Source organism: Aeromonas sp. SCS5, assembly GCF_001887375.1.
Lineage (GTDB): Bacteria > Pseudomonadota > Gammaproteobacteria > Enterobacterales > Aeromonadaceae > Aeromonas > Aeromonas jandaei.
Genome location: NZ_LFCS01000001.1, coordinates 343669 through 359973 on the forward strand (window position 1 = coordinate 343669; position 16305 = coordinate 359973).

Annotated in this window: 11 protein-coding genes and 1 pseudogene; 10 read left to right on the top strand and 2 right to left on the bottom strand. The window is 58.8% G+C overall.

Translation table 11 applies throughout. The features are described 5' to 3' along the window. Positions 1-86: 86 nt before the first annotated feature. The 4 genes from BS300_RS01590 to BS300_RS01605 all read left to right on the top strand — a co-directional run bounded on the left by BS300_RS01590 (position 87) and on the right by BS300_RS01605 (position 7329). Positions 87-2000: a RecQ family ATP-dependent DNA helicase gene (locus BS300_RS01590; protein ID WP_071910299.1), complete on the top strand. Its 1914-nt coding sequence runs from the start codon at positions 87-89 to the stop codon at positions 1998-2000. 581 nt (positions 2001-2581) lie between these two features. Then, the gene (locus BS300_RS01595) at positions 2582-4504 is read left to right on the top strand and encodes a PrkA family serine protein kinase (protein ID WP_033113275.1); all 1923 of its coding nucleotides are present in this window, start codon (positions 2582-2584) and stop codon (positions 4502-4504) included. 23 nt (positions 4505-4527) lie between these two features. Then, positions 4528-5799, top strand: a complete 1272-nt coding sequence (locus tag BS300_RS01600) for a YeaH/YhbH family protein (RefSeq protein WP_071910301.1) — start codon at positions 4528-4530, stop codon at positions 5797-5799. 9 nt (positions 5800-5808) lie between these two features. Continuing rightward, the gene (locus tag BS300_RS01605) at positions 5809-7329 is read left to right on the top strand and encodes a SpoVR family protein (protein WP_041207641.1); all 1521 of its coding nucleotides are present in this window, start codon (positions 5809-5811) and stop codon (positions 7327-7329) included. Between the two features lie 166 nt (positions 7330-7495). Here BS300_RS01605 and fadJ read toward each other — a convergent pair whose 3' ends face one another. Together fadJ and fadI are read right to left on the bottom strand one after the other, a co-directional pair. After that, the gene (gene fadJ / locus BS300_RS01610; protein WP_071910303.1) at positions 7496-9619 is read right to left on the bottom strand and encodes a fatty acid oxidation complex subunit alpha FadJ; all 2124 of its coding nucleotides are present in this window, start codon (positions 9617-9619) and stop codon (positions 7496-7498) included. Further along, complete coding sequence (gene fadI, locus BS300_RS01615) at positions 9619-10929, bottom strand: acetyl-CoA C-acyltransferase FadI (protein ID WP_071910305.1); 1311 nt, start codon at positions 10927-10929, stop codon at positions 9619-9621. Before fadI ends, fadJ begins: the two co-directional genes overlap by 1 nt. Before the next feature lie 183 nt (positions 10930-11112). Here fadI and BS300_RS01620 point away from each other — a divergent pair, with 183 nt between their 5' ends. The 6 genes and pseudogenes from BS300_RS01620 to BS300_RS01645 form a co-directional block, all read left to right on the top strand. Continuing rightward, positions 11113-12063, top strand: coding sequence for an AAA family ATPase (locus BS300_RS01620; protein WP_071910307.1), 951 nt, complete (start codon positions 11113-11115; stop codon positions 12061-12063). Next, positions 12054-12956 carry a DUF58 domain-containing protein gene (locus tag BS300_RS01625; protein WP_071910309.1) on the top strand — a complete coding sequence of 301 codons (903 nt, stop codon included), beginning with the start codon at positions 12054-12056 and terminating at the stop codon, positions 12954-12956. The genes BS300_RS01620 and BS300_RS01625 overlap by 10 nt, the downstream gene beginning before the upstream one ends. Further along, the gene (locus BS300_RS01630) at positions 12941-13483 is read left to right on the top strand and encodes a DUF4381 domain-containing protein (RefSeq protein WP_071910311.1); all 543 of its coding nucleotides are present in this window, start codon (positions 12941-12943) and stop codon (positions 13481-13483) included. The genes BS300_RS01625 and BS300_RS01630 overlap by 16 nt, the downstream gene beginning before the upstream one ends. After that, a complete protein-coding gene (locus BS300_RS01635) occupies positions 13480-14469 on the top strand; it encodes a VWA domain-containing protein (protein ID WP_071910313.1) in 990 nt (329 codons plus the stop codon). The genes BS300_RS01630 and BS300_RS01635 overlap by 4 nt, the downstream gene beginning before the upstream one ends. Beyond that, a complete protein-coding gene (locus tag BS300_RS01640) occupies positions 14460-15923 on the top strand; it encodes a VWA domain-containing protein (RefSeq protein ID WP_071910315.1) in 1464 nt (487 codons plus the stop codon). The genes BS300_RS01635 and BS300_RS01640 overlap by 10 nt, the downstream gene beginning before the upstream one ends. A 32-nt stretch (positions 15924-15955) precedes the next feature. Next, a pseudogene (locus BS300_RS01645) lies at positions 15956-16305 on the top strand (hypothetical protein); the annotation flags it as partial.

Genomic DNA, 16305 nt, shown 5'->3' on the forward strand with positions numbered 1-16305 from the left:
GTAACCATTCATTTTTGTTCGTTTTATCAACACATGGGCAGATAGCCAACTGTGGTATCATCCGCCATTTGCTGCGGAGCCTTGCCATGATCCCCTCCCTTCTGACCCGACACTTCGGTTTCTCCAGTCTCCGGCCTGGCCAGGAGGCGGTCATCAACCGGATCGTGGCTGGCCAGAGTGCCATTGCCATCTTCCCCACCGGCTCTGGCAAATCCCTCTGCTATCAGTTGCCCGCCCTTGCCCTGCCCCACCTGACGCTGGTGATCTCGCCCCTGATTGCGTTGATGCACGATCAGCTCGCCTTCCTTAAAAGCAAGGGGATCAGCGCAGCCACTCTCGACTCGAGCCAGAGTCCGGAAGAGAGCCGACAGGTGATGCAACAGGCGCTGGCTGGCCAGCTCAAGATCCTGATGATCTCGGTGGAACGGCTCAAGAACGAGCGCTTTCGTCGCTTCATCCAGCAGGTGCCACTCTCGCTGCTGGTCGTCGATGAGGCGCACTGTATCTCGGAGTGGGGCCACAACTTTCGCCCCGACTACCTCAAACTACCGGACTACCGCCAAGAGTTGCAGATCCCGCAGGTGTTGCTGCTGACAGCCACCGCGACTCCAGCCGTTATTGGCGACATGCAAGCCAAGTTCACCATTGAGCCGCAAGGGGTGGTCGTCACCGGCTTCTACCGGCCCAACCTCGACTTGTCCGTCATCCCGATGCTGCCGGAGGCTCGCAGCGAATGGCTCTGTCAGACGCTGGCGCAATCTCAAGGGGCGCCGACCATCGTTTATGTCACCCTGCAACATACGGCAGAGGAGTGCGCCGAGGTGCTGGTCAGACGGAGGATCAACGCCCGTGCCTACCATGCCGGTCTCGATGCGGCGCTGCGCAGCCAGATCCAGCTCGACTTCATGAGCGGCAAGGTGGATTGCATCGTCGCCACCATCGCATTTGGCATGGGGATAGACAAAGCAGATATCCGCCAGGTGATCCACTATGACCTGCCCAAGTCCATCGAGAACTACAGCCAGGAGATTGGCCGCGCCGGGCGCGATGGCCAACCATCACGCTGCATCGTGCTGGCCAACCAGAGTCAGCTGCCGGTGCTGGAGAACTTTGTCTATGGCGATACGCCCGATCTGAACGCCATTGTTCAACTCCTCGGCCAGATCCGCCAAAGCGGACCCGAGTGGGAGTTCACCCTGCTGCGCCTCTCGAACGATACCAATATCCGCCAATTGCCGCTTAAAACCCTGCTGGTCTATCTGGAGATGGCGGGCATCATCACCCCGGCCTACAGCTACTACGCTGACTACCGTTTCAAATTCGTGCTGGAGAAGCGCGACATTCTTGCCCGCTTCAACCCGGAACGACGTCAGTTTCTGGAGCAGCTGTTCGCCTGCGCGCCACTGGCACGCAGCTGGTGCACCATGGATTTCGATGCCCTCTGGCAGAGTTACCAAGGAGAGCGGCAACGCGCGGTCGCAGCCCTCGACTACCTGCAGCAACAAGGCTGGATCGAGCTTGAGAGCAAGCAGATGACCGAGGTCTACCGGATAAACCGCCATGACTGGGAACCCGCTGCGCAGGCCAGCGCACTGCACGCTCTATTCCTGCAAAAAGAGCAGAGCGAGCTGGCCAGACTGCAAGCCATGCTCGACTTTTTCACCTCGGATGAGTGCCTGAGCCACCGCCTCGCCCGCTATTTCGCAGATGAAGCAGCTCCGACCTATTGTGGTCACTGCTCGGTTTGTCGTGGCCAGGTTGCTGTACTGCCTCCCCTGCCCCTGCAGACTATGCCAAATGATGCAGGGATCCGCGCCTGGTGCGAGCCACTCATCGCCAAGGCTGGCTCACAGGACGCACGCATGCTCACCCGCTTTCTGTGCGGCATCGCCATGCCGCTCACCAGCAAAATCAAGGCAAGATCGTTGGCCGGCTTCGGCCAGCTGGCACAACATCCATTTGCTGACGTGCTGCTGGCGGTCGAGCAAGCCTACACCTGACCATTCGTACACCTCTTACATCCCGCAACGGCTCACACACGCTGAAAAAAGAAGACCCTCGCTATTGCGAGGGTCAAGCCAACGGAAACGTGCTTAAACAGAGCTTGGTGAGATCACGATACACTCTCTTGCTAAAGCGTCTCGCTGCTCACACATGGCCAATCTAGGGCAGCAAGAATGTAGCGTCAATGTAAAAATTAGAGTTAAAAATCTAATCCATTGAATTTACGTTGACGTGAACGTAATGATATTTTTATCCATATCTGCGCAAACCAACCTCTGCCTCATCTTTTACTGTTCACCTTTCAGGCAACACCGGTAGTTTCCACTTTCCAATAAACATTTATTTTTTATGTCTTTGACATTTACCTCACTATCGTGGCAAAAATAATTTAACAGTCAGTAACATAGGTGTGTTGTTGACTGACCCTCCCGCACAAGGATCGGGCAGGTTTCCTCCGCATTTAACCAATCGACCTTGATGGATTACTGGGGGCTGTTGACTAGGCTTAACATTGCAAACAACACAAAAGCAGTCATCCAACTTTTTCAGGGCAAGCGACTATAACGAGGGCAAAGTTATGGGCATCTTCGAGCACTACCAACAGCGATACGAAAAGGCAAGGGAAGAGGAGTACACCATCCAGGAGTTTCTGGATATGTGCAAGCAGGACAAAGCCTGCTACGCCTCTGCGGCCGAACGTCTGCTGACCGCCATCGGTGAACCTGAGATGGTAGACACCTCTGCCAACCCCAGACTGAGCCGGCTTTTCTCCAACCGCGTCGTGGCACGCTATCCGGCATTCAAAGATTTCTACGGTATGGAAGAGGCGATCGAGCAGATTGTCTCCTACCTCAAACACTCCGCCCAGGGGCTGGAGGAGAAGAAACAGATCCTCTATCTGTTGGGCCCTGTTGGCGGCGGTAAATCCTCGCTGGCAGAAAAACTCAAATCCCTGATGCAGAAGGTGCCTATCTATCGCATCAAGGGCTCACCGGTCAACGATCACCCCTTCTGTCTGTTTGACATCGAAGAGGATGGCGAAATCCTGGAAAAAGAGTACGGCATTCCGCGCCGTTATCTGCGCCCCATCATGTCCCCCTGGGTTGCCAAACGTCTGCACGAGTTTGGTGGCGACATCACCAAGTTCAAGGTGGAGAAGGTCAACCCTTCCATCCTCGATCAAATCGCCATCGCCAAGACTGAACCCGGTGATGACAACAACCAGGACATCTCCTCACTGGTCGGCAAGGTCGATATCCGCATGCTGGAGCACTTCGCCCAGGATGACGCCGATGCCTACTCCTACTCCGGTGCACTGTGTAAAGCAAACCAGGGTGTGATGGAGTTTGTGGAGATGTTCAAAGCGCCCATCAAGGTGCTGCACCCGCTGCTTACTGCAACTCAGGAGGGGAACTACAACGGTACAGAAGGGCTCTCAGCCCTCCCCTTTGACGGCATCTTGCTGGCTCACTCCAACGAATCCGAGTGGCAGCAGTTCCGCAACAACAAGAACAACGAGGCCTTCCTCGACCGGGTCTACATCGTCAAGGTGCCTTACTGCCTGCGCGTCTCCGAAGAAGTGAAGATCTACGAGAAGCTGCTGGTCAACAGCGAGCTGACCGAGGCCAAGTGCGCCCCGGGTACCCTCGAGTTGCTGGGCCAGTTCTCGGTGCTGTCACGGCTGAAAGAACCCGAAAACTCCAGCATCTACTCCAAGATGCGGGTCTATGATGGCGAAAGCCTCAAAGACACCGATCCAAAGGCGAAGAGCTATCAGGAGTATCGCGACTACGCCGGTGTGGACGAGGGGATGAATGGTCTCTCTACCCGCTTTGCGTTCAAGATCCTCTCACGCGTCTTCAACTTCGACCACGCGGAAGTGGCCGCCAACCCGGTGCACCTCTTCTATGTGCTGGAGCAGCAGATCGAGCGCGAGCAGTTCCCGCAAGAGCTGCACGATCGCTACCTTGAGTTCATCAAGGGTTATCTGACCCCGCGCTATGTGGAGTTCATCGGCAAGGAGATTCAGACCGCTTATCTCGAGTCCTACTCCGAGTACGGCCAAAACATCTTCGATCGCTACGTCACCTACGCCGACTTCTGGATCCAGGATCAGGAGTACCGTGACCCCGAAACCGGCCAACTGTTTGACAGAGCGTCCCTCAACAGCGAGCTGGAGAAGATTGAAAAACCCGCCGGGATCAGCAACCCGAAAGATTTCCGTAACGAAATCGTCAACTTCGTGCTGCGTGCCCGGGCTAACAATGCAGGCCGTAACCCCAACTGGACCAGTTACGAGAAGCTGCGCACCGTGATCGAGAAGAAGATGTTCTCCAACACGGAAGAGCTGCTGCCGGTTATCTCCTTCAACAGCAAAACCTCGGCCGAGGAGCAGAAGAAGCACGATAACTTTGTCGAACGGATGATGGAGAAAGGCTACACCCGCAAACAGGTGCGACTGCTCTCCGAATGGTATCTCAGGGTACGCAAGTCATCCTGACCCTGACTGTTCAAGGGGGAGTTATGGCGCATTTTATCGACCGCAGGCTCAACGGCAAAAACAAAAGCGCTGTCAATCGGCAGCGCTTCATCCGCCGTTACAAGAAGCAGATAAAACAAGCGGTCTCTGATGCTGTCTCCAAGCGCAGCATTCAGGACGTAGACAAGGGCGAGAGCATCAGCATCCCGACCAAGGACATCGGCGAGCCCCATTTTCATCAGGGGCAAGGCGGTAAACGGGAGATGGTGCATCCCGGCAATGATCAATTCGTCTCCGGCGACAAGATTGACCGCCCCAAAGGAGGGGGCGGCGGACAGGGTTCTGGCGAGGGGCAGGCATCCAATCAGGGGGAAGGAGCCGATGATTTCGTGTTCCAAATCTCCAAGGATGAGTATCTCGATCTGCTGTTTGAAGATCTGGAGCTGCCCAGGCTGCAGAAAACCCAGCTCAATCAGCTGATGGAAGTCAAAACCTATCGGGCGGGCTACACCTCCAACGGGGTGCCCGCCAATATCAACGTGGTGCGTTCCCTGCAAAACTCGCTGGCACGGCGTATGGCGTTGCAAGCTGGCAAAAAGCGCCAGTTGCATGAACTGGAAGAGCGACTGGCTCTGCTGGCCGCCGATCCCAACGAACACTTTGCCGAAATTGCCCAGCTCGAGAAGGAGATCCGCGAGCTGAAACGGCGTATCGATGCGGTGCCATTTATCGACACCTTTGATCTCAAGTTCAACAACTTCGTCAAACGGCCCATCCCTTCCAGTCAGGCGGTGATGTTCTGTCTGATGGACGTCTCGGGCTCCATGGATCAGGCCACCAAGGAGATGGCCAAGCGTTTCTATATCCTGCTCTATCTGTTCCTGAGCCGGACCTACAAGAACGTAGAGGTGGTCTATATCCGCCACCACACCCAGGCCAAGGAGGTGGACGAGCACGAGTTCTTCTACTCCCAGGAGACTGGCGGTACCATCGTCTCCAGTGCGCTCAAGATGATGAATGACATCATCAACGAGCGTTACCCGGCCAACCAGTGGAATATCTATGCGGCGCAGGCGTCGGATGGTGACAACTGGGCAGATGATTCACCGCAATGCCGGGAAATTCTGGCGCGGGACATCATGCCAAGGGTGCGCTACTACTCCTACATCGAAATCACCACCCGTGCCCACCAGACCCTGTGGCACGAGTATGAATCAGTGGCCAGCCAGTTCCCCCACTTTGCGATGGAGCATATTCGCAAGGTTGAGGATATCTATCCGGTATTCCGGGAGCTGTTCAAGAAGCAAGCGGCGTGAGGAGGTCACATGATCGAAACTGAAAAACGTGTAGCGCCACTGGATGATGGGCCTGACTGGAACTTCGATCTGCTGGAGACCTATCACCAGGAGATCGCCCGGGTCGCCCGTTTCTACAAGCTGGATACCTACCCCAACCAGATCGAGGTGATCACCGCCGAGCAGATGATGGATGCCTACTCCAGCGTCGGCATGCCCATCGGCTATCAGCACTGGTCGTTCGGCAAGCGCTTTATCCATACCGAGCGCAACTACAAACGCGGCCAAATGGGACTGGCCTACGAGATCGTCATCAACTCGGATCCCTGCATCGCCTACCTGATGGAGGAGAACACCATGCCGATGCAGGCACTGGTGATGGCCCACGCCTGCTACGGTCACAACTCCTTCTTCAAGAACAACTACCTGTTCAAGGCCTGGACCGATGCCTCCTCCATCATCGACTACCTGCTGTTCGCCAAGAACTACATCACCCAGTGTGAAGAGAAGCACGGTATAGAAGCGGTGGAGCAGTTGCTCGACTCCTGCCATGCCCTGATGAACTTCGGGGTCGATCGCTACAAGCGTCCCCAGAAGATCTCGATGGCCGAGGAGAAACGGCGTCAGAAGGCGCGGGAAGACTATCTGCAGACTCAGGTCAACGAGCTGTGGCGTACCCTGCCCAAGCAGCATAAAGCTGCTGGGGTGGAAGATAGACGCTACCCTGCCGAACCTCAGGAGAACATTCTCTATTTCATCGAGAAGAATGCCCCCTTGCTGGAGCCCTGGCAGCGCGAGATAGTGCGCATCGTGCGCAAGATCAGTCAGTATTTCTATCCGCAAAAGCAGACCCAAGTGATGAACGAGGGGTGGGCCACCTTCTGGCACTACACCATCCTCAATCACCTCTATGACGAGGGCAAGCTGAGCGATCGCTTCATGATGGAGGTGCTGCACAGCCACACCAATGTGGTCTATCAACCGGCTTACAACAGTCGTTACTACTCGGGGATCAACCCCTATGCGCTGGGGTTTGCCATGTTTACCGACCTGCGCCGCATCTGCGAGAACCCGACTGAGGAGGACAGATACTGGTTCCCCGACTATGCCGGCAGCAACTGGGTGGATACACTGCATTTTGCCATGCAGAACTTCAAGGACGAGAGCTTTATCAGCCAGTTCCTGAGTCCCAAGGTGATGCGCGACATGAAGCTGTTCGCCATTGATGACGACGATCTGAAGAACTATCTGAAGGTCTCCGCCATTCACAATGACGAAGGCTATCGTCAGGTGCGCAATACCCTGTCAGCCCAGTACAACCTGAGCAATCTGGAGCCCAATATTCAGGTCTACAATGTGGCAGTAAAAGGGGATCGTTCCCTTACCCTGCGCTATGTCCCCCACAACCGCATACCCCTTGGCGACTCACGCCATGAGGTGCTCAAACACCTGCATCAGCTGTGGGGATTCGACGTGGTGCTGGAGCAGGATAACGGTGATCTGCCTGCAGATATCATCGGCCGCTGCCCGGAGCGTAAGCCGGGTATCTGAACCATGCAACCTCGCAAATGGCCCACTTCGGTGGGCCATTTTTTCGGCCTTCGCCTCTGCCTGCATCATCGCAGCACCACCTGAATAACCCGTACAAACCACAACATAGAAAGAGGCCCGCATGGTGTGCGGGCCTCTTTGGCTTGCGATCAATCTGCAGCGGTTATCAGTAGAAGGTTTGCAGCTCCGCGGCCATCGCCTTGAGACGGGCACAGGGAGCGAACCGATCACCATGGCGCTTCTGGTAATACTCCAGACGGCCAACCAGATGGTCAATACCGAGCTTGTCCATATAGCGGAACGGGCCACCGAGGAAGGGCGGGAAACCGATACCGAAGATGGCACCGATATCGCCGTCACGGGCCGATGCCACCACGCCACTGTCAAGGGTCATGGCCGCTTCATTGAGCATCAGCAGCACACAACGCTCGGCAATCTCCTGTTTGGCAAGTTTGGCCACCGGCTTGATCCCCAGCACATTGTAGACGCTCTCATCCACCTTCTTCTTACCTTTGGCTGCCTTGCCATAGAGGTAGAAGCCCTTGCCGTTCTTGCGCCCCTTGCGATCGTTTTGCAGCAGCTTGTCGAACGCCTTGGGTGCCTGGAACTGCTCGCCACCCAGCTCTTTTTCGAGGATGGGGGAGATCTTGGCCCCCACATCGATGCCCACTTCGTCGAGCAATGTGATGGGACCAACCGGGAAACCGAAGTCGAGCAACGCGCTATCCAGCACCTCTACCGGCTCCCCTTCCAGCACCAGACGTGCTGCTTCGTTCATGTAGGGAGCGAGGATGCGGTTGACGTAGAAACCGGCTTCGTCCTTCACCACGATAGGCGTTTTGCCCTGTGCGCGGGCAAAGGCCAGAGTGGTGGCGACCGTCTCGGCACTGGTGCCGGCGTGGGGGATGATCTCAGCCAGCGGCATCTTGTCGACCGGACTGAAGTAGTGCAACCCGATAACCCGCTCGGGGTGGCTCGCCACTGAAGCTATCTGGTTGATGGGCAGTGACGATGTATTGGAGGCAAACACTGTGTGTTCACCACACTCACGCTCCACATCCTTCACCATCTGGTGTTTGAGATTGAGATCTTCAAACACCGCCTCCACCACCATGTCGACCCGGTGGAAACCGGAGTAGTCCAGAGTACCGGTCAGCAAGCTCATCTGCTTCTCAAGCTCACTGCGCAGGATATGACGGCGCTTGAGTTTCTTGGCCAGAATGTCGTAGCTGTAGCGCATGGCATTGCCGATCCCGGCGCTTGCCACATCCTTGATCCGCACCGGTACGCCCGCCTTGGTGGCGGTGACGAATGCGATGCCGCCCCCCATCAGACCACCACCCAGCACGGCCGCGTGACCCACCTTGCGCGGCTCGGCCCCCTGATAGGTGACCTCTTTCTTCATTTCCGTGGTGGCAAAGAAGATAGAACGCAGGGCAGCAGACTCGACCGTCATAACCAGCTCGCCGAAGTGGCGGGACTCGGCGGCGAGGCCAGCCTGCATCCCCTCCTCCACACCGATGCGCACCACGTCCAGGATCCGCTCCGGCGCGGGGTAGTTACCACGCGTCTTGCTCATCACCCCTTTGCGTGCCTGATCGAACAGCACCTTGCGGCCAAGCTTGTTGGTCTCCAGCAGCTTGCCCTGCAGATCCCGCTTCAACTCGTGGCGGGGCTTGCCCTTCTTGGCCAACTTGATGGCGGCATCCAGCAGGATCGAAGGCGGTACCACATCGTCCACCAGCCCCAACTTTTTGGCCTGCTTGGCGCGCACCTGCTTGCCGGTCAGCATCAGATCAAGCGCCTTGGCCACCCCGATAAGGCGCGGCAGGCGCTGGGTACCACCGGATCCTGGCAGCAGACCAAGTTGTACCTCGGGCAGACCCAGCACGGTTTTGCCGTGATCGGTCACAACTCTGCCATGACAGGCCAGCGCCAGCTCCAACCCGCCGCCGAGGCAAGGGCCGTGAATAGCGGCGATCACCGGGATGGTCAATGACTCGATCTCGGCAAAGATAACCTGCCCTTCCCGCGACAGGGTCTCGGCATCCTTGGCACTGGCGCAGGCGGCCAGCATGGTGATGTCGGCTCCGGCGATGAAGGAATCCTTCTTGCCGGAGGTGATCACCAGACCGATCAAATCCTTGTTGCGTTTCACCTCGGCCAGCACGGTGCGGATCTCCTCCACAAAGGCGGCTTTCAGGGTATTCATGCTCTCGCCCGGCACATCCATGGTGAGAATGCCAATGCCATCATGGCGAACATCCAGGGAAAAAGTCTTAGCGCTCATTATTCAACCTCCAACACCATAGCCACGCCCAATCCACCCGCCGCACAGGCGGTGTTGAGTCCCAATCCCCCACCACGACGACGCAGCTCATGCAGGGTCTGGGTGATCATCCGCGCACCGGTCGCGGCAAAGGGGTGGCCATAGGCCAGCGAACCACCGAGGACGTTGAACTTCTCCATGTCCACCTCGCCGATGGCCTGATCGCGGCCCAGCTTGTCACGGGCAAACTCGTGGCTTGCAAACATCTTGAGGTTGGCCAAGGTCTGGGCGGCAAAGGCTTCGTGCATGTCGATCAAGGTGAGATCGCTGAGCGTGATGCCGGCTCTGTCCAGCGCCAGCGGCGTGGCATAGGAGGGGCCCATCAGCATGTCCTGCCACACATCGATGGCCGAAAAAGCGAAGCTGCGGATATAGCCAAGCGGCTCGAGACCCAGCTCTTTGGCTCGCCCTTCCCGCATCAGCAGCACGGCAGCGGCGCCGTCGGTAAGCGGGGTGGCATTGGCGGCAGTCACTGTGCCATGAATCCGATCAAAGACCGGCTTGAGCTTGGCGTAGCTCGCCAGATCGGAGCTTTCACGGATATTGTTGTCCCGCTCGAGCGGCGACTTGTAGGGCGGTACATGGGTGGTAAACACCTCGCCGCTGAGCTTGCCCTCGGCCCATGCTTGCGCAGCCAGGGTATGGGAGCGGTGCGCCAGCGCATCTTGCGCTTCGCGGCTGATCTGGTGGCTCTTGGCCATCTGCTCGGCGGTCTGCCCCATGGAGAGGCCGGTGGAATATTCCGCCACCGCAGGCGGCACCGGCAGCAGATCCTTGACCCGCAGCTGACGCAGAATATTGAAACGCTGCTGCAGATTGCGTGCCTTGTTGAGATCCACCAGAGCGCGAGCCAGCTTCTTACTCACTCCGATAGGCAGCACGGAAGAGGAGTCAGCACCACCGGCAATAGCGATATCTACCGTACCGGCCATGATGGATTCGGTGACGTTGGCCACCGCCTGAAAACTGGTGGCGCAGGCACGAGAGACGCTATAGGCATCGGTGTTGACGCTCATGCCGGTGCCGAGCACGATTTCACGGGCAATGTTGGGGGCTTCCGGCATCTGAACCACCTGGCCAAACACCAGCTGGTCAATAAGCTTGGGGTCGAGATCGGTGCGGGCGAGCATCTCGCTCACCACCAGCTTGCCGAGATCCACCGCAGGGACGCCATGATAGGCGGTCGCCTGCTTGGCGAATGGGGTGCGCAGCCCCGCCACGACGGCAATCCGTTCGCCCTGGCGAGTCGTCAGTTTCAATGGCTGTTTCATCCTGGCTCCTTGGGTTTATAAGGGAGAGGTCTGACCTCACTGCGCCACATCTTAACAATCCAATCACAAGTTTCATACAGCTGATTGAAACTAAATTCAGCAAGGCTGGCGCCCTTCACTCGCCCTTGTGGCTCAAGTGGAGTATAAAAAGATCAACTTCCATAAAAACAACGGGTTTATCGCATGGCAGCGGCGGAGTTCAAACAACTGAGGGACTATCTTGCCAGTCAAATTCTGGGTCAGGATGAGCTCATCGAAGGGCTGTTGATCGCCCTGTTATGTGAAGGACATGTATTAATCGAAGGCGCTCCCGGCCTTGCCAAAACCCGTGCCGTCAAGGCGCTTGCTGGCGCTGTCGAGGGGCGTTTTGCTCGCATCCAGTTCACCCCTGACCTGCTCCCGGCAGATCTGACCGGCAGCGAGGTGTTTCACCCGCAGGATGCCAGTTTTGTATTCCAGCCCGGCCCCCTGTTCAATCATCTGATACTGGCGGACGAGATCAACCGGGCGCCGGCCAAGGTGCAATCTGCGCTGCTGGAGGCGATGGCAGAACACCAAATTACCGTGGGCAAAAAGAGTTGGCGCCTGCCGCCGCTCTTTATGGTGGCCGCCACCCAGAACCCCATCGAGCAGGAGGGAACCTATCCCCTGCCGGAAGCACAGCTCGACCGTTTTTTGCTCAAGCTGATAGTCGATTATCCGAGCCCGGCCATGGAGCTCGCCATCTTGCAGCTCAATGCCGGTGGCGAACAGCTTGGCGCAGCGCCAGTGACCCTGAGCCAGAGCGCCTTGCAAGGTGCTCGCAGCGAAGTGCTGGCGGTCAGCATGCAGAGCAGGCTTGAACACTATCTGGTAGAGCTGGTCTGCGCTACCCGCCCCGGTAGCGGCCTCTGCCCTGCCATTGAACCGCTGCTCGCGGTGGGGGCAAGCCCGAGAGCCACGCTTGCACTGGCCCGTACAGCCCGTGCCCGCGCCTGGCTGGCGGGACGGGATTTCGTGCTGCCGGAAGATATCCAGCTGCAAGCCTATCCGGTGCTCCGTCACCGCCTTATCCCAAGCTATCAGGCCCTAGCGGACAATCTGGATAACGACACCCTGATCGCCCAGCTGCTGGATCAGGTGCCATGTCCCTAGCGCCGGACCTCCATCCCGATATCGCCCTGTCGCTGCCACAGCTGCTCAAGATCCGCTACTGGGCCAAGGCAAAGATGTCCCCCCGCGCGGGCAGAAGCAGCACCGAGCGTGGCAAACCGGGGCGCACTCCCGGGCTCACCTTTCGCGAGCTGCGCGCCTATCAGGCGGGTGATGAGGTTCGTCATATCGACTGGCGGGTGACGGCGCGCCTTGGGCGCCCTTACACCCGTCTATATCGTGAAGAGCAGGATCAGGCGCACTGGCTGCTGCTCGATCTCTCCCCCGCCATGTATTTCGGCTCCACCATGCAGCTCAAGGCTCGCCTTGGCTGCGAGCTGGCGGCCGCCCTTATCTGGCGACATGAGAAACAGCACAACACCCTGATTTGCCATGGGATTTTCCCCCATCGCCAGAGCCAGCGGGGCAACGTGCTGCCGCTGCTCGAATCCCTTTGCCATCACTACCGGCAGGGGCTGGCCCGCCAGCCACTTTCCCAGACACTGGCCGATACTCTCGGACAAACGGCACTCCCCCATGGCGCCAGATTGACCGTCATTACCGATCACCGCCCCTGTGAATCAGCGCTCTGCCAGCGGCTGCAGCAACTTTCGCGGCGTCACGATATTCACTACTGGCAGATCCGTGATCCGCTGGAAGCCGTGCTGCCACCAAGCGGTTTGCTGCCGGTAGCCATCAACCGGGCTTCAGCCCCCTATCAGGGTTGGCTCGATGGACAGCACAGCGGTTTTTCCCATCGCTACCAGCAGGCGGCCGAGCAGCAACTGCAACTGGGCAGGCAACAGCTGCTGCCGCTGGTACAGCGCCTCTACCTGCTCGATAACGGCCAGACGCTGCAACAACAGTGGCAGGAGGGGTTATGTCATCAGGGATAGCGCCACTCCTGACCAGCAGTCCGGCATCAGAGGCCATTACCGCGCCCCTGAACGCCCTGCTGAAGGACAGGATCCGGGACATTCATCCAGGCCCCGAGGTTGGCGAGCAACTCCTCGATCCCCGTTTACAAGCTCTGCTATGGCTCCTGATCCTCGTTTTGCTACTGGTGCTGATCATCAGATTGGCAATGCGAGTACGGCAATACAGGCGCTGGTGCAGGCAGCTGGAGGGCGATCCACAACTGCTGGTCAACCGCATCCAGGATCACCTGCGCCAGGAGGCGCTGCATCGCTGGCCCGAGTCTCGCCTGCTGCAGGGAGAGGAGTGGCTCGCGTTTCTGGATCGTCAGGGTAATACCCGCTTCAGCCAGTTTGCCCACCACTGGAGCAGCTGGCTTTATGGCAATCAGTCACCCGACCACGAACAGAGCGAGCAGCTTAAACAGAACTATTACCGCTGGGGACGTACCTATTTTCTGTACAAGCCACGACAGGCGAGCAAGAGCCGAACAAGGGGAAACCGATGACCCTTGCCTGGCCCTGGTTTGCGCTCGCGCTGGTACTACCATTGCTGGTGCGCTTCGGCCTGCCGCCCCTGCGCCACGGTTATCTTGCCCACCCCGGCTTTCCCCTGCTGCGCGCCCATGCAGGTATGTCTTTATGGCGAGCCGGGCTTATCTGGTGCGCCCTGATTGCGGCGCTCTGCCGTCCCCAGTGGTGGGAAGAGCCGGTGGTGCGCTATCAGGGGAGCCGTGATCTGCTGCTGGCGGTCGATCTCTCGGACAGCATGCGCACCCCGGATATGCTCGATAGCGGCGAGCAGCTGGCGCGCCTGACGGCGGTTCGCCAGCAAATCAAGAGATTGATCGCCCAGCGCGCCGGCGATCGGATCGCGCTGGTCGTCTTTGCCGATCACGCCTACCTGCTCTCTCCCCTGACTCAGGAGATCCCGGCACTGCTGACATTGAGCGACGAACTCGATTTTGATCTGGTTGGCCGTACCACCGCCCTCGGTGAAGCGCTCCTGCTGGCACGCCAGCATGCCGAGCGGGGTCGTCCGACGGCGCTGCTGCTGGTAACCGATGGGCGCAATACCGCAGGCAGTGCCGATCCGGAGCAAGAGGCCAAACTCGCTGCAGCGCAGGGGATACGTATCTACACCCTGGGGGTCGGAGCCGACCCCGATACCTTTGTGCAGCCTTTCAATGACGCTGGCGCAGATCAGAGCGATCCCAGCAGCGAGCTTGATGAGCCCCTGCTCAAGCAGCTGGCCCAAATTGGCAATGGGCGCTATTTTCGCGCCCGCAGCCAGAACGATCTGGAGGCGATCAACGAGGCCATCAACCAGCTGGAACCCATTGCCCATCCCGTCGCCCACTATCAACCGGTGACAGACCTTTATCCCTGGCCGCTGGCGCTGGCCTGTGCGTTGTTACTGCTGCCCGCAGGCCATGGTGGGGTAGATAACCGATTTACCCGTGCCCTGCTGCTGAGAGTGAGACGATGGATCTGATCCTGCTCAGGCCGCTATGGCTACTGATGCTTATCCCCTGGCTCTGGCAGGGATGGCGGCGTCGTCGCCAGCCCCCCATGCTGGCTCCGGCCATGCGCGCCTACCTGTTGGCAGAAGCTAAACCGGCTAGTCCTTGGCTCTGGCTGGCGACGCTGCCGGTCATTCTGGCACTCAGCGGCCCCGCCCTGCGCAGTGAGTGGCAAGCGCAACCGGCCGCGCCGCTCGATATCTGGATCCTGGATCTCTCCCGCTCAATGCAGGCCACCGACCTAAAACCCGATCGTGCTACTCGGGTCAGGCTGCAACTTCAGCAACTGCTTGGCACTGCCAACAACGTCCGGATTGCGCTCGTTCTCTACGCTGGCGACGCCTATCTCGCCATGCCCCCCACCCGGGATCATCAAGCCATCGCCCTGCTGCTGCCCGATCTGCGCCCCGACATCATGCCGTTGCAAGGCAGTAACCCCGCGCGGGCCATCGCCCTTGCCATGAAACAGATTGCCCCCGGTGAGCAGGCTCGTCTGCTGCTCATCACCGACGGCCTGAGTAACAAACAGATGGATGAGATTGCCGCGCAGTGGCCCTGTCAGGAGAGCCTTTTCTGTCACAACAGCAATAGCCCACGACTCGATATTCTCCTTGCCAGCAGTGCAGAACCAGCGGCCATGCCACCCATTCCGGCCAATGAACTGGGTTTTGCCACACGCACCCCAGCCCAGCTGGCCGCGCCACAGAGCGAAGCCATGGCAACCCTGGCGCGCAAGCTGGGTGGCGAACTGCAGTGGCTGGGTAGCGAGCCTCCCCGTTTTGCCCCGCTGCCGACCACTACGGTGGCGCTCGCCCCGGCGCCGCGCGATCTCGGCCCCTGGCTGCTGTTGCCGCTACTGCCCCTAGCGCTGCTTGCCCGAGTGGGAACCCAACTGCTCATTGCAATAACCATCGGCTGGTCACTGCTGGCGCCAGCCCCGACGCAAGCCTCCCCCCTCCCGCCATCACCAGACGAGCAGGCGATGCAAGCCTATCTGAGGGGAGAGTACCGGCTGGCAGCCAGCACATTCAGCAACCCGGTATGGCGCGGCAACGCCTGGTATCGGGCTGGCGATTATCGGCAAGCCGTCTCGGCCTACGAGCAGGAAACAAGCGCGACCGCCCACTACAACCTAGGCAATGCGCTGGTCCAATTGGGAGAACTGGCCGCAGCCAAAGAGGCCTATCTGGCCACACTGGCCCTTGAACCAAACCATGAGGATGCCCTCTACAACCTATCGCTACTGCAAGGTGGTGAGTCGACAGCCCATGCAGAGGCGACGCTCAGCAACGCATCCAGCAAGCCAGAACAGACACCGGTCGATGCGGTCCCCCTGCCCCCTGCGCCGCCAGTGCTTTTGCTGGAACAGCGGCTGCGCAAAGAGGCGCTGCGCCGTGAGCTCATAAAGGTAGAAGAGCCATGGTGAAGCAGCACACGCTCTGCTGGCTACTGCTTGTGATGTTGAGTCTCCCAAGCTGGGCACAGCCACGGGCCGAATTGCTACCCGGTGCCACCCCGGCAGACTGGTTGCTGGTGATCGAGGCGGATGGCGTACGTCAGGGCAATGAGCTAGAGATCACGCCGCTGCTACGCCAGTTCGCCGTGGGCAGAGTCACCATGAGTCGGGTATCCACCCCGGTGCAGCAGTTGACCCGCTGGCAGATCCCGCTGCACCTGACCAGCCAGCCAGATGATCCTGCCGGCGTGGTGATAGTTCCGCTCAAGCTTGGCAACGAGTGGACACCCGAACTGACACTCAAAGCCCCAGCACCACAACCAACTCTGCCTGCCCCCCCCCCCCCCCCCCT